Source organism: Mycobacterium shunyiense (genome assembly GCF_058270075.1).
Genome location: NZ_JBZDPU010000015.1, coordinates 352,920 through 374,566, shown reverse-complemented (window position 1 = coordinate 374,566; position 21,647 = coordinate 352,920). Strand labels below are relative to the sequence as shown.

The following is a 21,647-nucleotide window of genomic DNA, read 5'->3' as shown; positions in this document are numbered from 1 at the left end:
TGGACGACGAAGTCGCCGCGAATTCACAGTGGACTCATGAACCTCAAGAACGCACGTGTCCTGATCATCGGCGGCACCTCCGGCATCGGCCTGGGGGTGGCGGCTGTGGTGGCGGACCGAGGTGGCATCCCGATCGTGGTGTCGCGCAACCAGTCCAACGTCGATCGAGCTGTCGCCGAACTGGGTGAGAACGCCCGGGGGATGACCGTCGACCTCGCCGACCCCGCCTCGCTCGGTCGTCTCGTCGATGAGGTCGGGCAGATCGAGCACCTGGTATTCAGCGCGGGGGAGTCGCTCACGATGGTCGGCCTGACCGATCTGACCGCTGCGACCATCACCGAGTTCATCAGCACTCGACTCATCGGCCAGCTGCAGACGGTGCGGGAGTTCGCGCCCCGGATCACGCCGGGCGGGTCGATCACCCTCACCAGCGGCACTGCCGCCGAAAAACCGGGACTCGGCGTGCTGCCCACCGCGGTATGCGGCGCAATCGACGCGATGACCAGGGCGCTGGCCGTCGAACTGGCGCCGTTGCGCGTAAACGCCGTCGCCCCCGGTCCGATCCGGACGCCGCTGTGGTCGGCACTCGGTGAGGAGGATCGGGAGGCCATCTACGAGCAGTTCGCGAGCAATCTCCCCGTCGGCCGGATTGGCGAACCATCCGACACCGCGCTGGCGTACGCGTACCTGATGGAGCAGGAGTTCGGCACCGGGGTCGTGCTGACAGTGGACGGCGGTACGACCTTGGTGTGACTCCCGATCACGGCTTGAGTAGCGCGACGACCTTGTCTTCAAGGGCGACCGGATCGGCGTTCGGGTCGGCCGGTTCGGTATGGGGCAGTGTGGCGTCGGGATCGGCGAAGTCGCGGTAGGACTTGTCGCCGGCCAGCGTGGCCAGCAGGTACCCGGTGAGCAGGCCGCGGATGATCTTCTGGGTGTCCTTGTCGGCGCCGGGCAGGCCGATGAACCGAGCCAGGCGGCGTCCCTCGACCAGGCCGCCGGCCTGCGCCTTGCTGACGGTCCGCAACGTCGCACCCTCCCAGGTGCGAGCCAGTTCCACGGCATTGGACCGCAGCGTCATCGGATCCCCGGGCGCGGTCAGGACCAGGCCGGGGACCTGCAGCGTCGACGCCGGTTGTTCGGCGGGCGGCTTGGTCACCGTCGGGAACAGCGAGACCACGGCCTTCGGGCGGTGCGGATCACCTCCCATACCTGCGGCAGCGAACACCGCGGCCGACCCACCGAAACCGTGCCCCACCACACCCCGATTGCCCGGGTGCACGCTGATCTTGCCGGTGCCCAGCCGCACGCCGGTGATGATTTCCAGGGCCGCGCCCAGGTCAAACGCGAAATTGAGCACCGACGGAGCCACGCTGGTCTCGGTATCGGGTGCCGCCGCCACGATGCCCCAGGACGCCAGGTGCTCGAGCGTGCCCGTGTAGTTCTCCGCCCGTGTCATCCACTCGTGGCCGAACACCACACCGGGCAGATTCAGGCCGGCCTCGGGCGTGTAGACCACTCCCGGCATGCCGGCGAACGCCAGGTCACCGCGCAGGACTCGATGCGGTCCGCGGCGGGTCAACCCTGCGAAGAGCTTCTTTGTGCTGGCCACGCGTTGACCGTAGCGCAGGGCGACTGGCGCGTGACCGCCGATTGAACCTGAGTCGCGCCCATGTGCCAACACGGTGATTTGTGTCAAACCCCGCCGCCGCAGAATCGGGTCAGGCGGCCGACTGCACTACCCTGGGACCCTATGTGTGGAATCGTCGGCTACGTCGGGGCGCGCCCGGCCCGCGGCATCGTGGTCGACGCGCTGCGGCGGATGGAATACCGGGGCTACGACTCCGCGGGAATCGCGTTGATCGACGGCAACGGCGGGTTGACGGTGCGTCGCCGCGCCGGCCGGCTGGCCAACCTGGAGACCGCCCTCGCCGAGACCGACGATGGCATCCTGACCGGCAGTACCGGCCTCGGCCACACCCGCTGGGCCACCCACGGCCGTCCCACCGACCGCAACGCCCACCCACACCGTGACGCAGCGGCCAAGATCGCCGTCGTCCACAACGGCATCATCGAGAACTTCGCGGTTCTGCGCGCCGAGCTCGAAGCCGACGGGGTCGAATTCTCCAGCGACACCGACTCCGAGGTGGCGGTGCACCTCGTGGCCCGTCAGTACGCACAGGGCGCCACCGCCGGCGATTTCCCGGCCTCCGTGCTGGCCGTGCTGCAGCGCCTCGAAGGCCACTTCACCCTGGTATTCGCCAACGCCGACGATCCGGGAACGATCGTGGCCGCGCGCCGGTCCACCCCACTGGTGGTCGGTATCGGTGACGGCGAGATGTTCGTCGGCTCCGATGTGGCGGCGTTCATCGAGCACACCCGGCACGCCGTGGAGCTGGGCCAGGACCAGGCCGTGGTGCTGACCGCCGACGGCTACCGGATCACCGACTTCTTCGGCCGCGATGACCTGCAGGCCGGCCGGGACTACCGCGAGTTCCACATCGACTGGGATCTCGATGCCGCCGAAAAGGGTGGCTACGACTACTTCATGCTCAAGGAGATCGCCGAGCAGCCCGCCGCGGTCGCCGACACCCTGCTGGGGCATTTCGTCGACGGCAGCATCGTGCTCGACGAGCAGCGCCTGAGCGATCAGGAACTCCGCGAGATCGACAAGGTCTTCATCGTCGCCTGCGGCACCGCCTACCACTCGGGTCTGCTGGCCAAGTACGCCATCGAGCACTGGACCCGGCTGCCCGTCGAGGTCGAACTCGCCAGCGAGTTTCGGTACCGGGACCCGGTGCTGGACCGCAGCACCCTGGTGATCGCCATCTCGCAGTCCGGCGAGACCGCCGACACCCTGGAAGCGGTGCGGCACGCCAAGACTCAGAAGGCCAAGGTGCTGGCCATCTGCAACACCAACGGCAGCCAGATCCCGCGCGAGGCCGACGCAGTGCTCTACACCAGGGCCGGGCCCGAGATCGGTGTGGCCGCCACCAAGACGTTCCTGGCCCAGATCGCCGCGAATTACCTGGTGGGGCTGGCCCTGGCGCAGGCCCGCGGGACCAAGTACTCCGACGAGGTCGAGCGCGAGTACCACGACCTGGAGGCCATGCCGGACCTGATTGCCCGGGTGCTGGCCGGCATCGAGCCGGTCGGGCAGTTGGCGCAGCGGTTCGCGAAGTCGCCCACGGTGCTGTTCCTGGGCCGGCACGTCGGCTACCCGGTGGCGTTGGAGGGTGCGCTCAAGCTCAAGGAGCTGGCCTACATGCATGCCGAGGGCTTCGCCGCCGGTGAGCTCAAGCACGGTCCGATCGCATTGATCGACGACGACCTGCCCGTGATCGTGGTGATGCCGTCACCCAAGAACGCCCAGATGCTGCACGCCAAGCTGCTGTCCAACATCCGCGAGATCCAGGCCCGCGGCGCGGTGACCATCGTGATCGCTGAAGAGGGTGACGACACGGTGCGGCCGTACGCCGATCACCTGATCGAGATCCCGGCGGTGTCAACGCTTTTCCAGCCGTTGCTGTCGACCATCCCGCTGCAGGTGTTCGCGGCCGGGGTGGCGCGGGCGCGGGGTTACGACGTCGACAAGCCGCGCAACCTGGCCAAGTCCGTCACCGTCGAGTAGTCCGGTCTTCACGTTCGGCGCCGAGGTCTGATGGATCTGCAGGTTCCCAAGGTCAACATTGCCCGACGGCGGGACCGGAACGGGTTGGGGGCCTTCGTCTCCGAGTCGGCGTTCGAGCACTTCCTGGGCGCCTACCGGGCCGGGATGGCGACGTTGCCGCCGTTCGAACTGTTCGACGTGCCGACCTCGTTCGGAACGGTCCGGGCCTACCGGTTCGCCGGACCGGACTCAGGTGCGCCGGTGGTGCTGCTGCCGGGCCGCAACGCGTCGACGCCGATGTACCGGACCAACCTCGGGCCGTTGCTGCAACAGCGCACGGTGTATGCGATCGACCTGCTCGGTGAGGCCGGTCTGTCGGTGCAGGACAAGGCGATTCGCGGTGCACCGGATCAGGCACAATGGCTCGACGAGACGCTGGCCGGCCTGGGCCTGGAAGCGGCGCACCTGCTGGGAGTGTCGATGGGCGGGTGGACGGCGGCGAATTGCGCGGTGCACCGGCCCGGCCGGATAGCCTCGCTTACGCTGCTCGACCCGGTTTTCACCTTCACCGGAATCCCGGCGAAGGCCATTCTCGCTTCGGTGGCGCTGTTCGCCCCGGGCGCGCCGGAGCGCTGGCGCCGGAGGGTGCACAGCTGGATTGCCGGTGGTGCGGACCTGCAGGCCGCCGCGAGCGAATCCGCGCTGATCGATGCCGGGGCAAAGGATTTCACGCTGCGCGTACCGGCGCCGAAAATGTTCACCGAGGAGCAGTTGCGGGGGCTCGACGTGCCGGTGCTTGCGTTGATCGCGGGGCGCAGCGTCATGCTCGACCCCGAGCGTGCCGTCGCGCGGGCGCGGGAGGTGCTGGCGCGCGGGGAAGTCGAACTCTGGGCCGATGCTTCTCACGCCATCAACGGTGAGTACCCCGAAGAGATCGCGCGACGTGCGGGCCGGTTCTGGAACGCGGCGTAGGCCGACGAGGATCTTCAGGCGCGGATCACCGACGGCCCCAGCGCTTCATAGTGCTGTGCTTCCTCTGCGGGTAACTCGGTGCCGGTGACGATCGACTCGAAGTCGGAGACGTTCGCAAACCGGCAGAAACTCGTCTCCCCGAACTTGGAATGGGCGGCCACCAGTACGCGCCGTTGCGCGACGTTCACCGCAGTCTGCTTCACCGCCGCCACGGCGGGATCCGGTGTGGTGAGGCCATGCTCGGTAGTGATCCCGTTGGTGCCCAGGAATGCGATGTCGATGACGAGGCTGTTCAGGCGCTCCACCGCCCAGTGGTCGACGGTGGCCAGGGTGCGTCCACGCATTCGCCCACCGATCATCAGGACGGTGACGGTCTCGCTGTGTGCCAGTGCTTCGGCTGCCAGCAGCGATGACGTCACCACGGTCAGCTCCTGATCGGCGAGCTGTTCGGCGATCAGGCGTGGCGTGAAACCCTCGTCCAGGTAGACGGTTTCGGCGCCATGCAACTGATGTGCCGCCGCGGCAGCGATGCGGTGCTTCTGGGCCAGGTCCACCTGGCTGCGGTATTCGACGGTGGATTCGAACGCTGCGGTCTCCAGCGGGATCGCACCCCCGTGCACACGTTTGAGCAGTCGTCTCCCGGCCAGCGCCTTGAGGTCGCGACGGATGGTCTCGGCTGCGACGTCGAGTTCGGAGGCCAACGTCAGCACATCGACGCGGCCCCGGCTGCGCGCGAACTCGACGATGCGGCTCTGGCGGGTATCTGAATCCACGCTTGCCATTCTGGGGCACCCGGGTGCGGCGTCGCTTATTTGCTGTCGGAGAGCACTGCACGCACCTCGTCGGCGCTGGTGGCAGCCCGCAGTCGGGCGACCTCGTCCTTGTCGAGGAAGACATGGGCGATCTTGGTCAGCAGTGCCATATGGTCGTTGCCCAGCCCGGCGATGCCGACGACGAACTCGGCGGGTTTGCCGTTCCAGTCGATGGGTTCGGGGTAGCGCACGAAGGAGATCCCGGTACGGCGGATCGCAGTCTTGGCCTCGTTGGTGCCGTGCGGGATGGCCAGACCATTACCCATGTACGTCGACACCGACTTCTCGCGTTCGTGCATGGCATCCACGTAGGCCGGCTCGACGGAGTCAGCTGCCACCAAGAGTGCACCGGCCTCGTCGATCGCGGCGTCCGCCGAGGTGGCCGAGCCGGCCAGCACGATCGATTCGAGGGGCAGAACCTCGGCGCCGGCTGTCTGGTCTTCGGGCGAGCGCGCAGCCTCGGTTGTCTGCTCATCCGAAGCCGCGTTCGTGTTCTGCAACATCTCGACGATCTCGTCGTAGCGAGGGGAACTCATGAAGTCCTCGACCGAGACATGAACGGCCGAGGCGGTTTTCAGGCGGGCGCGGTCGGTCAGATCGCGGTGGGTGACCACCAGGTCGTAGGTGTCGGTCAGGTTCGCGATCGATTGGTTGGTCACGGTGATGTCGCCGAATCCCGCGGACCGGATCTTCTTGCGCAGCACCGACGCCCCCATCGCCGAGGACCCCATGCCGGCGTCACAGGCGAACACGATGCTGTTCACCGGTCCGCGGTGCGCGCCGACCAGGGCGGAGGCCACGCTGGACCTCTTGCCCTTCAGTGCCTCCATCTCGGCGGTGGCCGCGGCCAGATCCGGCTCGTCTTCGGCACGGTCGGTCTTGAGCAGCAGTGAGGCGACGGCAAACGAGACGGCGGTGGCGCCGAGCACCGACAACGTCACGCCGAGGAAGCTGCCGCCGGCGGTCTGCGCGTAGATGGCGATGATCGAACCGGGCGCGGCCGGCGCGCGCAGTCCGGAACCGAACAGCACGTTGATGAAGACGCCGGTCATACCGCCGAGGATGGTGGCGGCGATCAGCTTGGGTTTCATCAGCACGTACGGGAAGTAGATCTCGTGGATACCGCCGAAGAACTGGATGATCGCGGCGCCCGGTGCCGACGCGCGGGCAACACCGCGGCCGAACACCATGAACGCCAACAGGACTCCCAGTCCGGGCCCGGGGTTGGTCTCGAGTAGGAAGAGAATTGACTTGCCGGTCTCGAGCGCCTGGGTGGTGCCCAGCGGTGTCAGCACCCCGTGGTTGATGGCGTTGTTGAGAAACAGGACCTTCGCCGGCTCGATGAGTATCGAGGTCAGGGGCAGCAGGTCATTGTTGACCAGGAAATCCACCGCATTGCCGGCGGCGCGGGTGAAAGACGACACGATCGGCCCGACGCCGAAGAAGCCGAGGATGGCCAGCAGCATGCCCAGGATGCCTGCGGAGAAGTTGTCGACGAGCATCTCGAATCCGGGCCGGATCTTGCCTTCCCAGAGCGCGTCGGCCTTCTTCATCGCCCAGCCGCCGAGCGGCCCCATGATCATCGCGCCCATGAACATCGGGACATCGGCGCCGGCGACCACCCCCATGGTGGCGATCGCACCGACGACGGCGCCCCGGTTGCCGTGGATCATCCGGCCACCGGTGTAACCGATCAGAACGGGCAGCAGATAGGTGATCATCGGGCCGACGATTCCGGCGCTGTCGTAGCTGCCCCAGCCGCCGATCTTGGCCACCCAGCCGTCGGGGTTCCTGAGTCCGGAGAAGATGGCCTGTAGCCAGCCCTGCTCGATGAATAGAGCTGTGATCAGACCCCAGGCGATGAAGGCGCCGATATTCGGCATCACCATGTTCGACAGCGAGGTGCCCAGCTTCTGCACGTACACCCGAACTCCGGTGCGTGGCGCTTCGACAGTGGACATCTGACGACCTCCGATCTTGCCGGCTGCTGGGTGACGCCGGTCACATGCACTGCCAGTACACCGCACAAATGGGCATGAGTGCAAGCAATTGGGCTTAAATGGGCATCTCAAATTGTGGTTTTATGACCGGATTGGGGTTAGGGTGCTGATATCAACACGGTTATCGCCAGTCCCTGCCCGTCGAGAGGACCGTCATGAAAGCCCTGCGTTTCTACGCCCCCGAGGATGTCCGGCTCGAGGATGTGCCGGAGCCCCAGTGCGGTCCCCACGAGGTGAAGATTCGGGTGCGCAACTGCTCCACCTGCGGCACCGACGTCAAGATCCTGCACAACGGACATCAGAACCTGACCCCGCCGCGCACCATCGGCCACGAGATCGCCGGTGACATCGTGGAAGTCGGTGCCGACGTCAATTCCACCTATGGCACCGATTGGGCCGAGGGAGACCGGGTTCAGGTGATCGCGGCGGTCCCGTGCGGAGAATGTCATGAGTGCCGCAAGGGCTGGATGGCCGTCTGCCAGAACCAGACATCGATGGGCTACCAGTACGACGGCGGGTTCGCCGAGTACATGATCGTTCCGCGCCAGGTGCTGAAGGTCGATGGGCTGAACCGGATTCCGGACAATGTCAGCTACGACGAGGCGTCGGCGGCCGAACCGTTCGCGTGTGCGATCAACGCGCAGGATCTGCTCGGGATCGAAGAGGGCGACACAGTCGTGGTGTTCGGTGCCGGACCCATCGGCTGCATGCACACCCGCATCGCGCGCGGCGTGCACAACTGCGGACCCGTCTATCTCGTCGACGTGAACGAAAGCCGACTCAAGATCTCGGCCGACGCCGTCCATCCCGATGAGGTGATCAATGCGGCGGAGGTCGACGTCGTCGAGAAGGTGATGGCACTGACCGGTGGCCGCGGTGCCGACGTCGTCATCACCGCCACCGCGGCCAACGTCACCCAGGAACAGGCCATCGCGATGGCGGCCCGAAACGGGCGTATCTCGTTCTTCGGCGGACTGCCCAAGACCAACCCGACCATCACCTGCGATTCGAACGTGGTGCACTACCGCCAGTTGCACATCCACGGTGCCAACGGTTCCGCGCCGGAGCACAACAAGCGTGCGCTGCAGTACATCTCGACGGGCCAGGTACCGGTGAAAGACCTCATCACGCGCCACATCCCGCTCGACGACGTGCTCGACGCGTTCTCGATCGTCCAGAACGGTGAGGCCATCAAGGTGACGGTCGAACCTGCCGCGGCGACCGCCTCGGTCTGAGGTCAGTACAGCTCGTTTTCATAGTGGTCGTCGATCACGGCATGAAGCGAGTCGGCCAGGTCGCCGAGTTTCTCGGCCATCTTCGCCGCACTCTCGGTGATCGAGAGGGTGTAGAAGTCCCCGCCCAATGTCACGGCGTCGGCCAGTCCCCGGCTGTCGCCCTCCCAGAGCTTGGCCCGGATCACGGCCTTGCCGCATTGCCCGAACACCTCGCGGATGCGCACGATGGTGGCCAGCACCGCGGGTTTGCCGTCGGCGCTGAGCATTTCGAGTAGTTCCGGGTCGTCGGTGACGAACGCGTCCCCGTTCACGCGGATCACCTCGCGGATACCCGGCACGAAGAAGACCAACCCCACCGCGGGATGCGTGGTGATGTTCTTGTGGGTATCGGCGAGCTTGTTGCCCGGCCGGTCGGGGATGGCGAGCGTCCATGGGTCGAGGATCCGCACCGAACCGGGTGGGTCTCCTCGCGGGCTGGTGTCCAATTGACCGTCGGCACCCACGGTCGCCATGCAGAAGAACGGGCTGTGTGCGATGAACCGAGCCGAGAATTCACCGAGTTTCGGCTCCTTCTTCTCGGCGATGAATCGCTCTGGGTATCCGACGATCTCCCTGACCCGCTCCATGGAGACGGGGGAGTACGAGTCTGCCGCCGTGCCTGTGGTTTTCATCATCGAGTTCCCTAGACGTCCAGAACCAGCCGGGGAGTCTGCGCCCGGGAAACGCAGACGAACATGCGATCGTTGGCGGCGCGTTCGGACTCGGAGAGGATGTCGTCCCGATGGTCGGGTACGCCCTCGATGACAGCGGTCTCGCAGGCACCGCAGATCCCCGATCGGCACGACGAGGGCACGTTGATCCCGGCACCGTCGAGCGCGGCGAGAACGCTCTGGCCCGCTTCGACGTTGACGGTCCTGTCCGACGCGGCACACACCACTTCGACCGGTTTGTCTTCGGCGGATGCCGCCCGCTTACGTGGCTTGAAGCGCTCGAGATGCAGACTGTCCGCCGGCCAATGGTCGGTGGCGTCCTGCAGTGCCGACAGCAGCGCCGAGGGGCCGCACGCGTAGATCTTCGCGCCGGGCCGGACCTGTGCGAACTGCTCACCGAGCGGGATGCGGCCCTCGGCGTCGGAGGCATAGAAACTCACGCGTGTTCCGTATCGGCGGAGTTCGCCCGAGAACGGCATCGAGCTCGCGGTGTGCCCACCGTAGAGCAGTTTCCAGTCCAGGCTCCAGGATTCGGCCTGACGGATCATCGGAAGGATGGGGGTGATTCCGATGCCGCCGGCCACGAAGACATATGAGATGGCGCGACGCAGCTCGAATGTGTTGCGTAGCCCGGCAACCGTGAGTTGTTGTCCAGGACGCAGAAACGCATGCACGTACTCGGAACCGCCGCGGCTGGTGCGTTCCCGCCGCACTCCGATGCGGTAGTACGACCGCTCACCGACGGGCCCGCACAACGAGTACTGGCGCTGGATGCCGGTCGGCAGGAGCAGATCGATGTGTGCGCCGGGTTCCCACGCCGGCAGCAGTTCGCCGGCACGCGGCTGCAGTTGCACGGACACCACGCCGTCGGCCTCCCATCGGAGTTGGCGGACGGCGACGCCGATCCCGTCGGCCGTCAGTTCGCTGCCCACACCACACCTCACTTCCGTGTTAACAATGTTAATTGCAGGTCAGAGCGTAGTGTTAACATCGTTAACGTGTCAACCGCCTCGACTGGCCGCGATCGCGTGGCGCTCGCCAAGCTGTCGGTCGACCGCGTGGTCGGGGAGGCCCTGGCGCTGGTCAACGACGGTGGACTGGAATCGCTGACGATGCGCCGGCTCGCCGACCGGCTGCAAGCGCACCTCCCGACGATCTACCGACTGGTCGACGGCAAGGACGCCCTCATCGACGAGATGGCCGAGACGATCCTGGCGAAGGCACTGGAAAACGCCGAGACTGGCGACCCCGAATGGGCTCATCGCGTCAAAAGCCTTGCTGCGGGACTCCGTTCGGCCCTCCTGGCGCAGCGCGACGGAGCCCGGATCGTCGGCGGGAACTACGCCGCCAAGCGAGCCAACCTGACCTTCGTCGACACGCTCGTCGGCAGTATCCAGGCCGGCGGGCTCGCCCGTGAATCCGCCTTGTGGGCGGCGAGCTCACTGTTCTGCTACGTCCTCGGTGAAGTTCTCGAGCAGCAGGGTGCGGCCGGGGGTGAGACCGAGACGCTCGAAGGCGTGGTTCGTGTAGGCGACTATCCGCACCTCGCGTCCAGCCCCGTCGAGCGACTACTCGACTTCGACGCACGATTCGAGTTCGGATTGCACCTGCTCATGTCGGGCATGCGTTCCGGTGAGCCTTTTGCCTGACCGGCGGCACCGTTGTCGCTCAGTCCCAGTGCCAGCCCGCCCCCGATCAGGCCGATGCCGGCCCATACCGCCGCGGCGGGTAAGGCCCCGGTGACGGGTACGCCGATGGCCGCGGCGGCAATGGGCGCCACTCCGGTCAGCAACCCGGCGGCCCCGGCCCCCAGCGTGCGCACGCAGGTGTACCAGAGCACGAACGCGACCGCCGTCACGCAGACGGCCAGATAGCCGATCGCCAGGATCTCGCCGATACTGAAACTGCTTGCCGCTCTCCATCCTTCGGTGGCCAGCGCGAGCACAGCGAACACCGCGGCGGCCATCCAGGTGGTGTGCACCGAAACTCCCGCTGGACCGTGTGAACCGAGCACTGGCACGGCCAGCAACGTGAATCCGGCTTCGCAGACGAATACCACCGTGGCCCAGAACAATCCGATTCCGTCCGCCCGCCCCAGTCCTTCCACGACCACCGCCCCGACGCTGACCACGACCGCCGCGCCCAGCAACCTGCTGCGCGGTGTGTGGCCTTCCAGCAGTGGCCCCATCGTCGCCAGCGCAACCGGCACGCATGCGACCGCGACCGCCAGCACCGCAGGCTCGGCGTGGCGTGATCCGTACACCAGAGCCACGTTGAACAGCACCAGGCCGCTCGCGGTCACACTCAGCAGCCACAGCCATTCGGAACCCCTTGGGAGGCGCAATGGTTGGCCGGTGAGCCTGGCCCACGCGAGCAGCAGCATGCACGCCGTGGCGTAGCGCAATGCCTGCGCTGTGTGTAGTGGCGCGTCGGCGAGCGCGCTCGAAACGGCCACGCTGCCACCGACGAAGGTCATGCCGAGTGCGCCGGACAAGCCGGCTCGGGTGGGGCTGGACATGTAACCCATGCTGACGCCAGTATGGTCCAACAAGTAGAACCAAGTTTGGACATCTATCGTGGACCAAATTGCGGGCACGGACTTCCTGCAGCTCGACCCGTCGACTGCTCCGGCACGCGGGCTCACCGACTGGCTCGCGGATGCCCTGCGCACGGCGATCGCAGACGGGAGGCTGACCCCGGGCACCCGGTTTCCACCCACCAGGGTGTTGGCCGGCGAACTGGCGATATCACGCGGGGTGGTCGTCGAGGCCTATCGGCGGCTGGCGGACGAAGGTCTGGTCGGCGGGCACGCGGGTGGCGGCACCCATGTGCTGACGCAGCCGGTCCGGCCGCCCCGGGCTGAACCCTTGACGTCGCTGGTGGCGCGTCTGCCGAGGCCCCGACTGCCGGTCGGTGAGGGCATCGACCTGTCGCCGGGCGTGCCCGATCTGTCGGCATTTCCGCGCAGCACCTGGCTGCGTGCCGAACGCGCGGTGCTGGCCGAGACGTCTCCCGACGACCTCGGTTACGGCGATCCCCGGGGCCATCCGCGATTACGGGCCGCACTGGCCCCGTGGCTCGGCCGGACCCGCGGACTGCGCGTCGCTCCCGACGACATCCTGGTGGTCGCCGGCGTTGCCCAGGCCGTCGCCCTGCTCGCCCAGCAGTTGCGCGGCGAAGGCCTCGACACGATCGCCGTCGAGGATCCCGGTTCGCGCGGGGCCGTCGACGAACTCGAGCACTGGGGTCTGCACCCGGTGCCCGTCCCCGTCGACGACAACGGAATCCTCGTCACCGAACTCACCGCCAGCGGCGCACCGACTGTCTTCCTGACCCCGGCGCATCAGTTCCCGACGGGCGTGGTGCTGGGCCCGCATCGGCGCCGCGAGCTGCTGGAATGGGACGGCGCACTGATCATCGAGGACGACTACGACGCCGAATACCGTTACGACCGGGCACCTGTTCCGGCCATGCACGCTTCAGCGCCCGATCGCATCGCCTATGCCGGGAGCACCTCGAAGAGCCTGGCGCCCGCGCTGCGGCTGGGTTGGGTGATCGCGCCCCCGCGACGCCATCCCGAGCTGGTGGCGGCCAAACATGCCACCGACCTCGGCAGCCCGACCGTGCCGCAACTGGTGCTCGCGCGATTACTCGAATCAGGTGAATACGACCGGCACGTCCGGCTGGTGCGCACGCGGCACCGGGCACGGCGCGACGCACTGCTGGACGCGGTGACCGCGGCGATGCCCGCCGCGAGGGTGAGCGGTGTCGCCGCGGGCCTGCACCTGCTCGTCACGTTGCCCGACGACGTCGATGATGTGGCGCTGGCCGACGATCTGCGTGACGCCGGTGTCCTCGTGCATCCCGTGTCGTGGCACCGGCGGCTGCCCGGACCGCCCGGCCTGGTTCTCGGTTACGCATCGCATCCACCCGACCGGTTGCGCGAAGCGGCAGCCACGATCGCGCGGATCACGCGAAAGTGACGCAGCGGTCGCTGCCGAGGCTCGGTAGCAGCCGTAGCGTCACATTCGGTGACGCTCGACAGCAAACACACGTAACCTGTTGGCGCGCGGCAAAGTCGACGGCACATCGAGCGGAGCGGAGCGAATGCGGTACTACTACTCGGCCGATGCGATCCGTGCCGCCGAAGCGCCGCTACTGGCATCGCTGCCCGACGGGGTACTGATGGGCCGCGCCGCCTATGGGCTGGCGACGGCGATCGCGACCGAGTTGAAGCTGCGCACCGGTGGTGTCGCCGGCCGACGGATCTGCGCGGTGGTGGGCTCCGGTGACAACGGTGGTGACGCCCTGTGGGCGGCGACGTTCCTGCGCCGACGCGGAGCCGCTGCCGATGCGGTCCTACTCAATCCCGAGAAGGCTCACGCCAAAGGTCTGGCGGCGTTCCGGCGCGCCGGGGGACGGGTGGTGTCCGGAATCTCTGCGGCAACCGATCTGGTGATCGACGGCGTTGTCGGCATCTCGGGGCGCGGCCCGCTGCGCGCCAACGCCGCGGCGGTGTTCGAAGCCAACACCGCCCCTGTGGTCGCCGTCGACCTCCCCAGCGGCCTCGACGTACAGACCGGCGCCGCCGACGGCCCCCATGTGCATGCCGTCCTGACCGTCACGTTCGGCGCCCTCAAACCCGTACACGCACTGGGTGAGTGCGGCCGCGTCGAGCTCGTCGACATCGGTCTGGATCTGGCGCCCACCGATCTGGCCGGCCTGGAGGCAGCCGACGTCCGGGAGCTCTGGCCGATACCGGGACCACACGACGACAAGTACACCCAAGGGGTGACGGGTGTGGTGTCCGGCTCGGCGACCTACCCCGGTGCGGCGGTGTTGAGCACCGGCGCCGCCGTGGCCGCCACCTCCGGCATGGTCCGGTATGCGGGAAGCGCCGGCCCGCAGGTGCTTTCACACTGGCCCGAGGTGATCGCCGCACCCAGTCCGCGGGAAGCGGGGCGAGTCCAGGCCTGGGTGGTCGGGCCGGGACTCGGTACCGATGACACGGCCAAGTCCGCGCTGCGCTTCGCGCTCGAAACCGACCTGCCGGTGATCGTCGATGCCGACGGTCTCACCCTGCTCGCCGCCGAACCCGGCCTGCTCGCCGGACGCACCGCGCCGACCGTGCTCACCCCGCATGCCGGGGAATTCGAACGGCTGGCAGGAGATCCGCCGGGCCCCGACCGCATCGCCGCCGCGCGGGGTCTGGCCGAGCGACTAGGTGCCACCGTGCTGCTCAAAGGCAACGTCACCGTCATCGCCGAACCCGGTTCGGCGGGCAGGAGCGCAGCGACCGGGGGATCAGGAATGACCACCTATCTCAACCCCGCAGGCCAATCATGGGCTGCCACAGCCGGATCCGGAGATGTGCTGTCCGGGATCATCGGATCCCTGCTGGCCGCCGGATTGCCGCCCGGAGAAGCCGCGGCCGCTGCCGCCTTCGTCCATGCCCGCGCCGCCAACTTGTCGGCGGCCGATCCCGGTCCCAACCCGGCGCCGACCTCGGCGTCACGCATCCTCGCTCATGTCCGCGCGGCAATCGCCGCGCTGTAGAAGAAAAGGAACTCCATGCCGCACAAGCACCATCGCGCCCCGCACATCTCGCCCGCCTATACCGGCAGATTGGCGATGGCGCCGGTTCCCTCACTCCGCCTACCCGACGATGCGATGGAACCCGGTGCGGCGTACCGCTTCATCCACGACGAGCTCATGCTCGACGGCAGCTCACGGTTGAATCTCGCGACCTTCGTCACCACGTGGATGGACCCCGAGGCCGAGAAGCTCATGGCCGAGACGTTCGACAAGAACATGATCGACAAGGACGAGTACCCGGCCACCGCGGCGATCGAGGCGCGCTGCGTGAGCATGGTCGCCGACCTGTTTCATGCCGAAGGCCTGAGCGACGACGACGCTTCGGCCGCATGTGGAGTCTCGACGATCGGTTCCAGCGAGGCAGTGATGCTGGGCGGGCTGGCCATGAAATGGCGCTGGCGCGAGAAGGTCGGGAAGGATTGGAAGGGACGCACCCCCAACCTGGTGATGGGGTCCAACGTCCAGGTGGTGTGGGAGAAGTTCTGCCGGTACTTCGACGTCGAGCCGCGTTACCTGCCGATGGAAGAGGGGCGCTACGTCATCACCCCCGAGCAGGTGCTCGACGCGGTCGACGAGGACACCATCGGCGTCGTCGCGATCCTCGGCACCACCTATACCGGCGAGCTGGAGCCGATCGCGGAGATCTGCGCGGCGCTGGACCAGCTCTCGCAAGACAAGGGCCTGGACATCCCCGTGCACGTCGACGCCGCCAGCGGCGGATTCGTCGTCCCGTTCCTGCACCCCGACCTGGAGTGGGATTTCCGGTTGCCGCGCGTGGTGTCGATCAACGTCAGCGGTCACAAGTACGGGCTGACCTACCCGGGTATCGGCTTCGTGGTGTGGCGCAGCAAGGAATACCTGCCCGAGGACCTGGTGTTCCGGGTCAACTACCTCGGTGGGGACATGCCGACGTTCACCCTGAACTTCTCCCGGCCCGGCAACCAGGTGGTGGGCCAGTACTACAACTTCCTGCGGTTGGGCCGGGCCGGATACACCCAGGTGATGCAGTGCCTGTCGCAGACGGCCCGCTGGCTCGGTGATGAGCTGCGCGACAGCGAGCACTTCGAGCTGATCACCGACGGCTCCGCCATCCCCGTGGTCAGCTTCCGGCTCAAGGGAAAACCGGGCTACACCGAGTTCGACGTGTCCGAGGGGCTGCGTTCCTTCGGCTGGCAGGTGCCGGCCTACTCCATGCCCGAGGGCGCCACCGACGTCGTGGTGCTGCGGGTCGTCGTGCGCGAGGGGTTCTCGGCCGATCTCGCCCGGGCGCTCAAGGAGGACACCATTACGGTGCTCGGCCGGCTCGACGCGCTCAAGCCGCGCGGAGCGTTCGACGACCTGCAGCCGTTTGCGCATTAGATGGGCCGGCCCGGTCCGCTGATCAGGCCGGATTGGTACCTCTGGGACAATGGTCGGCGGTGATATGACATGCAGACGACCGAACTCGCGACCTCGCTGACCCCGCACGCATCGCCGCAGGCGGTGGTGGACCTCGGCGCGATCGACCACAACGTCCGCCTGCTGCGGGAACATGCCGGCGGCGCCCGCGTGATGGCTGTGGTCAAAGCCGACGGTTACGGCCACGGCGCCGTAGAGGTGGGTACGGCCGCGTTGGCCGCCGGAGCCGCCGAACTCGGGGTGGTGACCATCGCCGAGGCAGTCGCGCTGCGGGCAGGCGGGATCACCGCGCCGGTGCTGTGCTGGCTGCACCCGCCGGGCACCGACTTCACGCCGGCGCTGGAAAACGATGTGCAGATCGCGGTGTCCGCGGTGCGCCAGCTCGACGACGTGCTGGCCGCCGTGCGCCAGACCGGCCGCGCCGCGACGGTCACGGTGAAGGTGGACACCGGGTTGAGCCGCAACGGTGTCAGCCCGGCAGATTTCCCCGCGATGGTCGCTGCGCTGGCCCGGGCCCAGACCGACGGCGCGATCCGGGTGCGCGGCATCATGAGTCACCTGGTGCACGGCGACGACCCCGACAACCCGTTCAACGAGATGCAGGGCAAGCGCCTGACCGCGATGCGCGAGCAGGCCGCCGAGCAGGGTGTGGTGTTCGAGGTGGCCCATATCGCGAACTCGCCGGCAGCCATGACCCGGCCGGATCTGGCGTTCGACATGGTGCGGCCCGGGATCGCGGTCTACGGGCTGAGCCCCATCCCCGAGCTGGGCGATATGGGTCTGATCCCTGCCATGACGGTGAAATGCCCTGTTGCACTGGTCCGTTCGGTACATGCTGGCGACGGGGTGTCCTACGGCCACCGGTGGATCGCGGACCGGGACACCACGCTGGCGCTGCTGCCGGTGGGCTACGCCGACGGCATCTTCCGCTCGTTGAGCGGGAGAATCGAGGTGCTGATCAAGGGCAGGCGTCGCCAGGCCGTCGGGCGGATCTGCATGGATCAGTTCGTCGTCGACCTGGGCCCGGATGCCACCGACGTCGCCGAAGGCGACGACGCGATCCTGTTCGGTCCCGGGACCCAGGGCGAACAGACCGCCCAGGACTGGGCCGAACTGCTCGGCACCATCAACTACGAGGTGGCCACCAGCCCGCGTGGCCGGATCGCCCGCACCTATCTGCAGGCAGGTCGCGAGCGTTGAGTCGCAATGCTCAGTGGCTGGCCGGTGCCGCCGGGCTCACCGCCGTGGGCACGGTGGCGGGCAGGTCGGTGGCGCGCTCATTGACCCGGCGCAGCACCGACGAGGATCCCTACCTGGGCGAAGATTTCGAACGCCTGGACGCAGACCGCAGTTCCGTGGTCACGACGGATGACGGGGTGCCGCTGGCCGTGCGTGAGGTCGGCCCCAACGACGCACCGCTGACGGTGGTGTTCGCCCACGGATTCTGTTTGCGCATGGGCGCCTTCTACTTTCAGCGCACCCGCCTGGCCGAACAGTGGGGCCCGCAGGTGCGGATGGTGTTCTACGACCAGCGCGGCCACGGCCAGTCGGGGACGGCGCCACCGGACACATATTCCGTCGAACAACTCGGACGTGATCTGGAAGCCGTTCTGGCGGTGACGGTTCCGCGCGGGCCCGCGGTGCTCGTCGGCCATTCGATGGGCGGCATGACGGTCCTCTCGCATGCCCGGCAGTTCCCGCACCGCTACCCGAAGCAGATTGTCGGTGCCGCGGTGATCTCCTCGGCAGTCGAGGGTGTGGCGCGCTCACCGCTGGGCGAGATCCTGCGCAACCCGGCGCTGGAGGCGGTGCGGTTCCTGGCCCGTTATGCCCCCGGTGCCGTGCACCGCACCCGCGGCGCGGCCCGCTCGGTGATCGGGCCGATCTTGCGCGCCGCGTCCTACGGCGACGAGTCGGTCAGTCCGAGCGTGGTCGAGTTCTCCCAGCGGATGATGCACGGCACGTCGATCACCACGCTGGTCGAATTCCTGCACGCCCTCGAGGTCCACGACGAGGCCGGCGCCCTACGGGTACTTGCCAAGGTGCCGACACTCATCGCCTGCGGTGACCGGGACCTGCTCACCCCGATGGAATACTCAAAGGCCATGGCCGCACAGCTACCCCGCTCCGAACTGGTGATCGTCGGGGGAGCCGGTCATCTGGTCCAGCTTGAGGAGCCCGTGGTGATCGACGACGCACTGGTCCGTCTGGTGGAGCGGGCTACGCCCTCCAAACTGGTCACACTGTCCCGCCGGGTCCGCGATCGGGTCCGGTTCCGTGGCTGAGCGCAGCGCCGGCACGGCCGAGCTCGCCACCACCGAGGACACCATCGCCCTGGGCGCGACGCTGGGTGCGGGGCTCAAAGCCGGTGACGTGGTGGTGTTGTCGGGCCCGCTGGGGGCGGGCAAGACGGTGATGGCCAAGGGCATCGCGGCGGCGATGGATGTGGACGGGCCGGTGGTCTCGCCGACGTACGTGTTGGCCCGGGTGCATCCCGCCCGGCAGGCCGGCCGACCGGCGATGGTGCATGTGGACATGTACCGGCTGCTCGACCATCCCGGCGTCGACCTGTTGGGGGAGCTCGATGCACTCGACCTCGACACCGATCTCGACGACGCCGTAGTGGTGGTCGAGTGGGGCGAGGGCCTGGCCGAACGGCTCTCCGATCATCACCTGGACATCCGCATCGAGCGCGACACCGACACCGAGACGCGCACGGTGATCTGGCAGTGGAGCGCGCCATGAACATCTTGACCATCGACACCGCGACCCCGGCGGTCAGCGCCGGCGTGGTCCACCGCGCCGAGGATGGCGCCGTGCGCACCCTCGCGGAACGGGTGACGTTGGACGCCCGGGCCCACGCCGAGCAGCTCACACCCAACGTGCTCGGTGCCGTGTCCGATGCCGGGATCACTGTCGCGGAGCTCGACGCGGTCGTCGTCGGCTGCGGGCCGGGCCCGTTCACCGGGCTGCGGGTGGGGATGGCCAGTGCCGCAGCCTTCGGCCACGCATTGGGCGTTCCGGTGCACGGGGTGTGCAGCCTGGACGCCATCGGTGTCCACACCGACGGCGACGTGCTGGTGGTCACCGACGCGCGGCGGCGCGAGGTGTACTGGGCGCGCTACCGCGACGGAGTTCGGGTCGACGGGCCCGCCGTCAACGCACCTGCCGATGTGGCGCCGGAGTCCTCGGCCGCGGTGGCCGGTTCACCCGATCATGCGGCCCTGTTCGCGCTGCCCCGGCTCGACGTGGTGTACCCGACGCCGGCGGGACTGGTGCTTGCGGTCGGCGACTGGGGCGCCCCGCAGTCTTTGGTGCCGTTGTATCTGCGCCGGCCCGATGCGAAACCCTCTGCGGCGGTGCGGAAGTGACCGTGTTCGACGCGCTGACCCGTGCCGACGCCACGCGGTGCGCCGAGCTGGAAGCCAAGCTGTTCGTCGGCGACGACCCGTGGCCGGCCCGGGCGTTTTTGGCCGAACTCGACGCCAAGCACAATCGCTACATCGCGGCCCGCAACGACGGCGTTCTGGTCGGCTATGCCGGCATCTCCCGGCTGGGCCGGATGCGCCCGTACGAGTACGAGATCCACACCATCGGTGTCGATCCCGAGTTCCAGGGGCAGGGGATCGGGCGCAGGCTGCTCGACGACCTGCTCGACTACGCCTCGGGCGGAACGGTTTTCCTGGAGGTCCGCACCGACAACGAACCGGCCATCGCGCTCTACGAGAGCGTCGGATTCGTCAACATCGGCCTGCGCAAGCGGTACTACCGCGCCAGCGGCGCCGACGCCTACACCATGCAACGCCTTCCCCAAGGGGGCCCGACGTGATTATTCTGGCCATCGAAAGTTCTTGTGACGAAACGGGAGTCGGCATCGCCGATCTCGCCGCCGACGGAACCGTAACGCTTCTCGCCGACGAGGTCGCCTCCAGCGTCGACGAGCACGCCCGCTTCGGCGGTGTCGTTCCCGAGATCGCCTCACGCGCGCATCTGGAAGCGCTGGGGCCGACCATGCGCCGGGCGCTGGACGCCGCAGGCATCGAGCGGCCCGACGTCGTCGCCGCGACCATCGGCCCCGGACTGGCCGGGGCGCTGCTGGTCGGGGTGGCGGCCGCCAAGGCATACGCGGCCGGCTGGAACGTTCCCTTCTACGGGGTCAATCACCTCGGCGGGCACCTGGCCGCCGACGTGTACGACCACGGGCCGCTGCCCGAAAGTGTCGGTCTGCTGGTCTCGGGTGGTCACACCCATCTGCTGCATGTCCGGTCGTTGGGGGAGCCCATCATCGAGCTCGGCAGCACCGTCGACGACGCCGCCGGTGAGGCCTACGACAAGGTGGCCCGGCTGCTCGGACTGGGCTATCCGGGTGGACGGGTGCTCGACGAGCTGGCCCGCACCGGGGACCGTGACGCCATCGTCTTCCCCCGCGGTATGACCGGGCCACGCGACGACCCGTACGTGTTCAGCTTCTCGGGACTCAAGACCGCGGTAGCCCGGTACGTCGAGGCCCACCCGGAGGCCTCGCAGGCCGATGTCGCCGCCGGCTTCCAGGAGGCCGTCGCCGACGTGCTGACCGCCAAGGCTGTGCGCGCCGCCACCGATCTCGGGGCGTCCACCCTGCTCATCGCGGGCGGGGTGGCAGCCAACTCACGGCTGCGGGAACTCGCTGAGGAACGCTGCGCCGCAGCGGGTCTGACGCTGCGGGTGCCGCGGCCCCGGCTGTGCACCGACAACGGCGCGATGATCGCCTCGTTCGCGGCGCACCTGATCGCAGCCGGCGCGGAACCGTCGCCGCTGGATGCGGCCAGTGATCCGGGATTGCCGGTGGTGAAGGGACAGGTGGCATGAGTTCGGTTGTGGACAAGCTTGAAGTCACCGAGCTGCTGTACCGCTATGCCGAACTGATCGACGCCGGCGACTTCGACGGGGTCGGGCAGTTACTGGGCCGGGCCACGTTCGGCGGCCCGGCCTCTGGCAGCGTGTCTGCAGCCCAGACCATCGCGAAGTTGTTCGCCCACACGACGCGCAGGTTCCCCGACCACGACAACCGCACCCGGACCCGTCACCTGGTGCTCAATCCGATCGTCGAACTCGACGGCGATCGGGCCGAAGCCCGGTCGACGTTCTGCGTCGTGCAGCACGTCCCGGACGGCCCGAGTCCCGTTCCCCTACAGCCCATCGTGGTCGGGCGGTACATCGACACGTTCGCGCGGGATGACGAGGGCTGGCACTTCACCGAACGCAAGGTCGACGTGGAGATGGTGGGGGATGTCTCGGCGCATCTGAACGTCGACCCGCGACAGTACGGACGCTAG

Annotated in this window: 21 protein-coding genes; 15 read left to right on the top strand and 6 right to left on the bottom strand. The window is 67.9% G+C overall.

What is annotated here, in order from left to right; all coding sequences use genetic code 11:
• Positions 1 to 36: 36 nt before the first annotated feature.
• Entirely contained in the window at positions 37 to 753 is a 717-nt protein-coding gene (locus tag AC4ELH_RS16130) for an SDR family oxidoreductase (protein ID WP_498885370.1), read from the top strand.
• A 7-nt stretch (positions 754 to 760) separates the two neighbouring features.
• Here the strand turns inward: AC4ELH_RS16130 and AC4ELH_RS16125 are convergent, their stop codons facing one another.
• Positions 761 to 1,612, bottom strand: coding sequence for a dienelactone hydrolase family protein (locus AC4ELH_RS16125; protein ID WP_498885368.1), 852 nt, complete (start codon positions 1,610 to 1,612; stop codon positions 761 to 763).
• A gap of 141 nt (positions 1,613 to 1,753) precedes the next feature.
• On the opposite strand from AC4ELH_RS16125, the gene glmS reads away from it, so the two are divergent.
• Positions 1,754 to 3,631 carry a glutamine--fructose-6-phosphate transaminase (isomerizing) gene (gene glmS / locus AC4ELH_RS16120; protein ID WP_448445777.1) on the top strand — a complete coding sequence of 626 codons (1,878 nt, stop codon included), beginning with the start codon at positions 1,754 to 1,756 and terminating at the stop codon, positions 3,629 to 3,631.
• Positions 3,632 to 3,661: 30 nt separating this feature from the next.
• On the top strand, positions 3,662 to 4,582 hold the full coding sequence (locus tag AC4ELH_RS16115; protein WP_498885367.1) for an alpha/beta fold hydrolase: 921 nt from the start codon (positions 3,662 to 3,664) through the stop codon (positions 4,580 to 4,582).
• A gap of 14 nt (positions 4,583 to 4,596) precedes the next feature.
• Here the strand turns inward: AC4ELH_RS16115 and AC4ELH_RS16110 are convergent, their stop codons facing one another.
• Positions 4,597 to 5,355 carry a DeoR/GlpR family DNA-binding transcription regulator gene (locus AC4ELH_RS16110; protein ID WP_498885365.1) on the bottom strand — a complete coding sequence of 253 codons (759 nt, stop codon included), beginning with the start codon at positions 5,353 to 5,355 and terminating at the stop codon, positions 4,597 to 4,599.
• A 35-nt stretch (positions 5,356 to 5,390) separates the two neighbouring features.
• Positions 5,391 to 7,355, bottom strand: a complete 1,965-nt coding sequence (locus AC4ELH_RS16105) for a PTS mannitol transporter subunit IICBA (RefSeq protein WP_498885363.1) — start codon at positions 7,353 to 7,355, stop codon at positions 5,391 to 5,393.
• A gap of 194 nt (positions 7,356 to 7,549) precedes the next feature.
• On the opposite strand from AC4ELH_RS16105, the gene AC4ELH_RS16100 reads away from it, so the two are divergent.
• Complete coding sequence (locus tag AC4ELH_RS16100) at positions 7,550 to 8,629, top strand: zinc-dependent dehydrogenase (RefSeq protein ID WP_498885362.1); 1,080 nt, start codon at positions 7,550 to 7,552, stop codon at positions 8,627 to 8,629.
• Positions 8,630 to 8,631: 2 nt separating this feature from the next.
• On the opposite strand, the gene AC4ELH_RS16095 is transcribed toward AC4ELH_RS16100, so the two are convergent.
• Entirely contained in the window at positions 8,632 to 9,300 is a 669-nt protein-coding gene (locus tag AC4ELH_RS16095; protein WP_498885360.1) for an MSMEG_1061 family FMN-dependent PPOX-type flavoprotein, read from the bottom strand.
• A gap of 11 nt (positions 9,301 to 9,311) precedes the next feature.
• Positions 9,312 to 10,271: a PDR/VanB family oxidoreductase gene (locus AC4ELH_RS16090; RefSeq protein WP_498885358.1), complete on the bottom strand. Its 960-nt coding sequence runs from the start codon at positions 10,269 to 10,271 to the stop codon at positions 9,312 to 9,314.
• 66 nt (positions 10,272 to 10,337) lie between these two features.
• Here AC4ELH_RS16090 and AC4ELH_RS16085 point away from each other — a divergent pair, with 66 nt between their 5' ends.
• Positions 10,338 to 10,988 carry a TetR/AcrR family transcriptional regulator C-terminal domain-containing protein gene (locus AC4ELH_RS16085; RefSeq protein WP_498885356.1) on the top strand — a complete coding sequence of 217 codons (651 nt, stop codon included), beginning with the start codon at positions 10,338 to 10,340 and terminating at the stop codon, positions 10,986 to 10,988.
• Here the strand turns inward: AC4ELH_RS16085 and AC4ELH_RS16080 are convergent.
• Positions 10,874 to 11,857: a DMT family transporter gene (locus tag AC4ELH_RS16080; RefSeq protein ID WP_498885355.1), complete on the bottom strand. Its 984-nt coding sequence runs from the start codon at positions 11,855 to 11,857 to the stop codon at positions 10,874 to 10,876. The genes AC4ELH_RS16085 and AC4ELH_RS16080 overlap by 115 nt on opposite strands.
• Positions 11,858 to 11,915: 58 nt before the next feature.
• Between AC4ELH_RS16080 and pdxR the strand changes: the two genes are divergently transcribed.
• From pdxR to AC4ELH_RS16030, 10 genes are all read left to right on the top strand, one after another.
• A complete protein-coding gene (gene pdxR / locus AC4ELH_RS16075; protein WP_498885353.1) occupies positions 11,916 to 13,322 on the top strand; it encodes a MocR-like pyridoxine biosynthesis transcription factor PdxR in 1,407 nt (468 codons plus the stop codon).
• A gap of 124 nt (positions 13,323 to 13,446) precedes the next feature.
• Positions 13,447 to 14,895, top strand: coding sequence for an NAD(P)H-hydrate dehydratase (locus AC4ELH_RS16070; RefSeq protein WP_498885351.1), 1,449 nt, complete (start codon positions 13,447 to 13,449; stop codon positions 14,893 to 14,895).
• Positions 14,896 to 14,910: 15 nt separating this feature from the next.
• Positions 14,911 to 16,293 (top strand): glutamate decarboxylase, encoded by a 1,383-nt coding sequence (gene gad, locus AC4ELH_RS16065; protein ID WP_064888068.1) that lies wholly within the window; start codon positions 14,911 to 14,913, stop codon positions 16,291 to 16,293.
• A 69-nt stretch (positions 16,294 to 16,362) separates the two neighbouring features.
• On the top strand, positions 16,363 to 17,532 hold the full coding sequence (gene alr / locus AC4ELH_RS16060; protein ID WP_448445757.1) for an alanine racemase: 1,170 nt from the start codon (positions 16,363 to 16,365) through the stop codon (positions 17,530 to 17,532).
• Positions 17,529 to 18,617 (top strand): alpha/beta fold hydrolase, encoded by a 1,089-nt coding sequence (locus AC4ELH_RS16055; RefSeq protein ID WP_064960068.1) that lies wholly within the window; start codon positions 17,529 to 17,531, stop codon positions 18,615 to 18,617. The genes alr and AC4ELH_RS16055 overlap by 4 nt, the downstream gene beginning before the upstream one ends.
• The gene (gene tsaE, locus AC4ELH_RS16050; RefSeq protein ID WP_055109778.1) at positions 18,610 to 19,077 is read left to right on the top strand and encodes a tRNA (adenosine(37)-N6)-threonylcarbamoyltransferase complex ATPase subunit type 1 TsaE; all 468 of its coding nucleotides are present in this window, start codon (positions 18,610 to 18,612) and stop codon (positions 19,075 to 19,077) included. The genes AC4ELH_RS16055 and tsaE overlap by 8 nt, the downstream gene beginning before the upstream one ends.
• Complete coding sequence (gene tsaB, locus AC4ELH_RS16045) at positions 19,074 to 19,703, top strand: tRNA (adenosine(37)-N6)-threonylcarbamoyltransferase complex dimerization subunit type 1 TsaB (protein WP_064888096.1); 630 nt, start codon at positions 19,074 to 19,076, stop codon at positions 19,701 to 19,703. Before tsaE ends, tsaB begins: the two co-directional genes overlap by 4 nt.
• Positions 19,700 to 20,161, top strand: coding sequence for a ribosomal protein S18-alanine N-acetyltransferase (rimI, locus tag AC4ELH_RS16040; RefSeq protein WP_064888076.1), 462 nt, complete (start codon positions 19,700 to 19,702; stop codon positions 20,159 to 20,161). The genes tsaB and rimI overlap by 4 nt, the downstream gene beginning before the upstream one ends.
• Positions 20,158 to 21,180 (top strand): tRNA (adenosine(37)-N6)-threonylcarbamoyltransferase complex transferase subunit TsaD, encoded by a 1,023-nt coding sequence (gene tsaD, locus AC4ELH_RS16035; protein WP_498885347.1) that lies wholly within the window; start codon positions 20,158 to 20,160, stop codon positions 21,178 to 21,180. Before rimI ends, tsaD begins: the two co-directional genes overlap by 4 nt.
• A complete protein-coding gene (locus tag AC4ELH_RS16030) occupies positions 21,177 to 21,647 on the top strand; it encodes a nuclear transport factor 2 family protein (protein WP_498885345.1) in 471 nt (156 codons plus the stop codon). The genes tsaD and AC4ELH_RS16030 overlap by 4 nt, the downstream gene beginning before the upstream one ends.

What these genes read in the sequence shown, in the direction of transcription:
- AC4ELH_RS16130 (WP_498885370.1), top strand. Translation starts at nt 37, where the DNA reads ATGAACCTCAAGAACGCACGTGTCCTGATCATCGGCGGCACCTCCGGC.
- glmS (WP_448445777.1), top strand. Translation starts at nt 1,754, where the DNA reads ATGTGTGGAATCGTCGGCTACGTCGGGGCGCGCCCGGCCCGCGGCATC.
- AC4ELH_RS16115 (WP_498885367.1), top strand. Translation starts at nt 3,662, where the DNA reads ATGGATCTGCAGGTTCCCAAGGTCAACATTGCCCGACGGCGGGACCGG.
- AC4ELH_RS16105 (WP_498885363.1), bottom strand. Translation starts at nt 7,355, where the DNA reads ATGTCCACTGTCGAAGCGCCACGCACCGGAGTTCGGGTGTACGTGCAG.
- AC4ELH_RS16100 (WP_498885362.1), top strand. Translation starts at nt 7,550, where the DNA reads ATGAAAGCCCTGCGTTTCTACGCCCCCGAGGATGTCCGGCTCGAGGAT.
- AC4ELH_RS16095 (WP_498885360.1), bottom strand. Translation starts at nt 9,300, where the DNA reads ATGAAAACCACAGGCACGGCGGCAGACTCGTACTCCCCCGTCTCCATG.
- AC4ELH_RS16080 (WP_498885355.1), bottom strand. Translation starts at nt 11,857, where the DNA reads ATGTCCAGCCCCACCCGAGCCGGCTTGTCCGGCGCACTCGGCATGACC.
- AC4ELH_RS16070 (WP_498885351.1), top strand. Translation starts at nt 13,447, where the DNA reads ATGCGGTACTACTACTCGGCCGATGCGATCCGTGCCGCCGAAGCGCCG.
- gad (WP_064888068.1), top strand. Translation starts at nt 14,911, where the DNA reads ATGCCGCACAAGCACCATCGCGCCCCGCACATCTCGCCCGCCTATACC.
- alr (WP_448445757.1), top strand. Translation starts at nt 16,363, where the DNA reads ATGCAGACGACCGAACTCGCGACCTCGCTGACCCCGCACGCATCGCCG.
- tsaB (WP_064888096.1), top strand. Translation starts at nt 19,074, where the DNA reads ATGAACATCTTGACCATCGACACCGCGACCCCGGCGGTCAGCGCCGGC.
- AC4ELH_RS16030 (WP_498885345.1), top strand. Translation starts at nt 21,177, where the DNA reads ATGAGTTCGGTTGTGGACAAGCTTGAAGTCACCGAGCTGCTGTACCGC.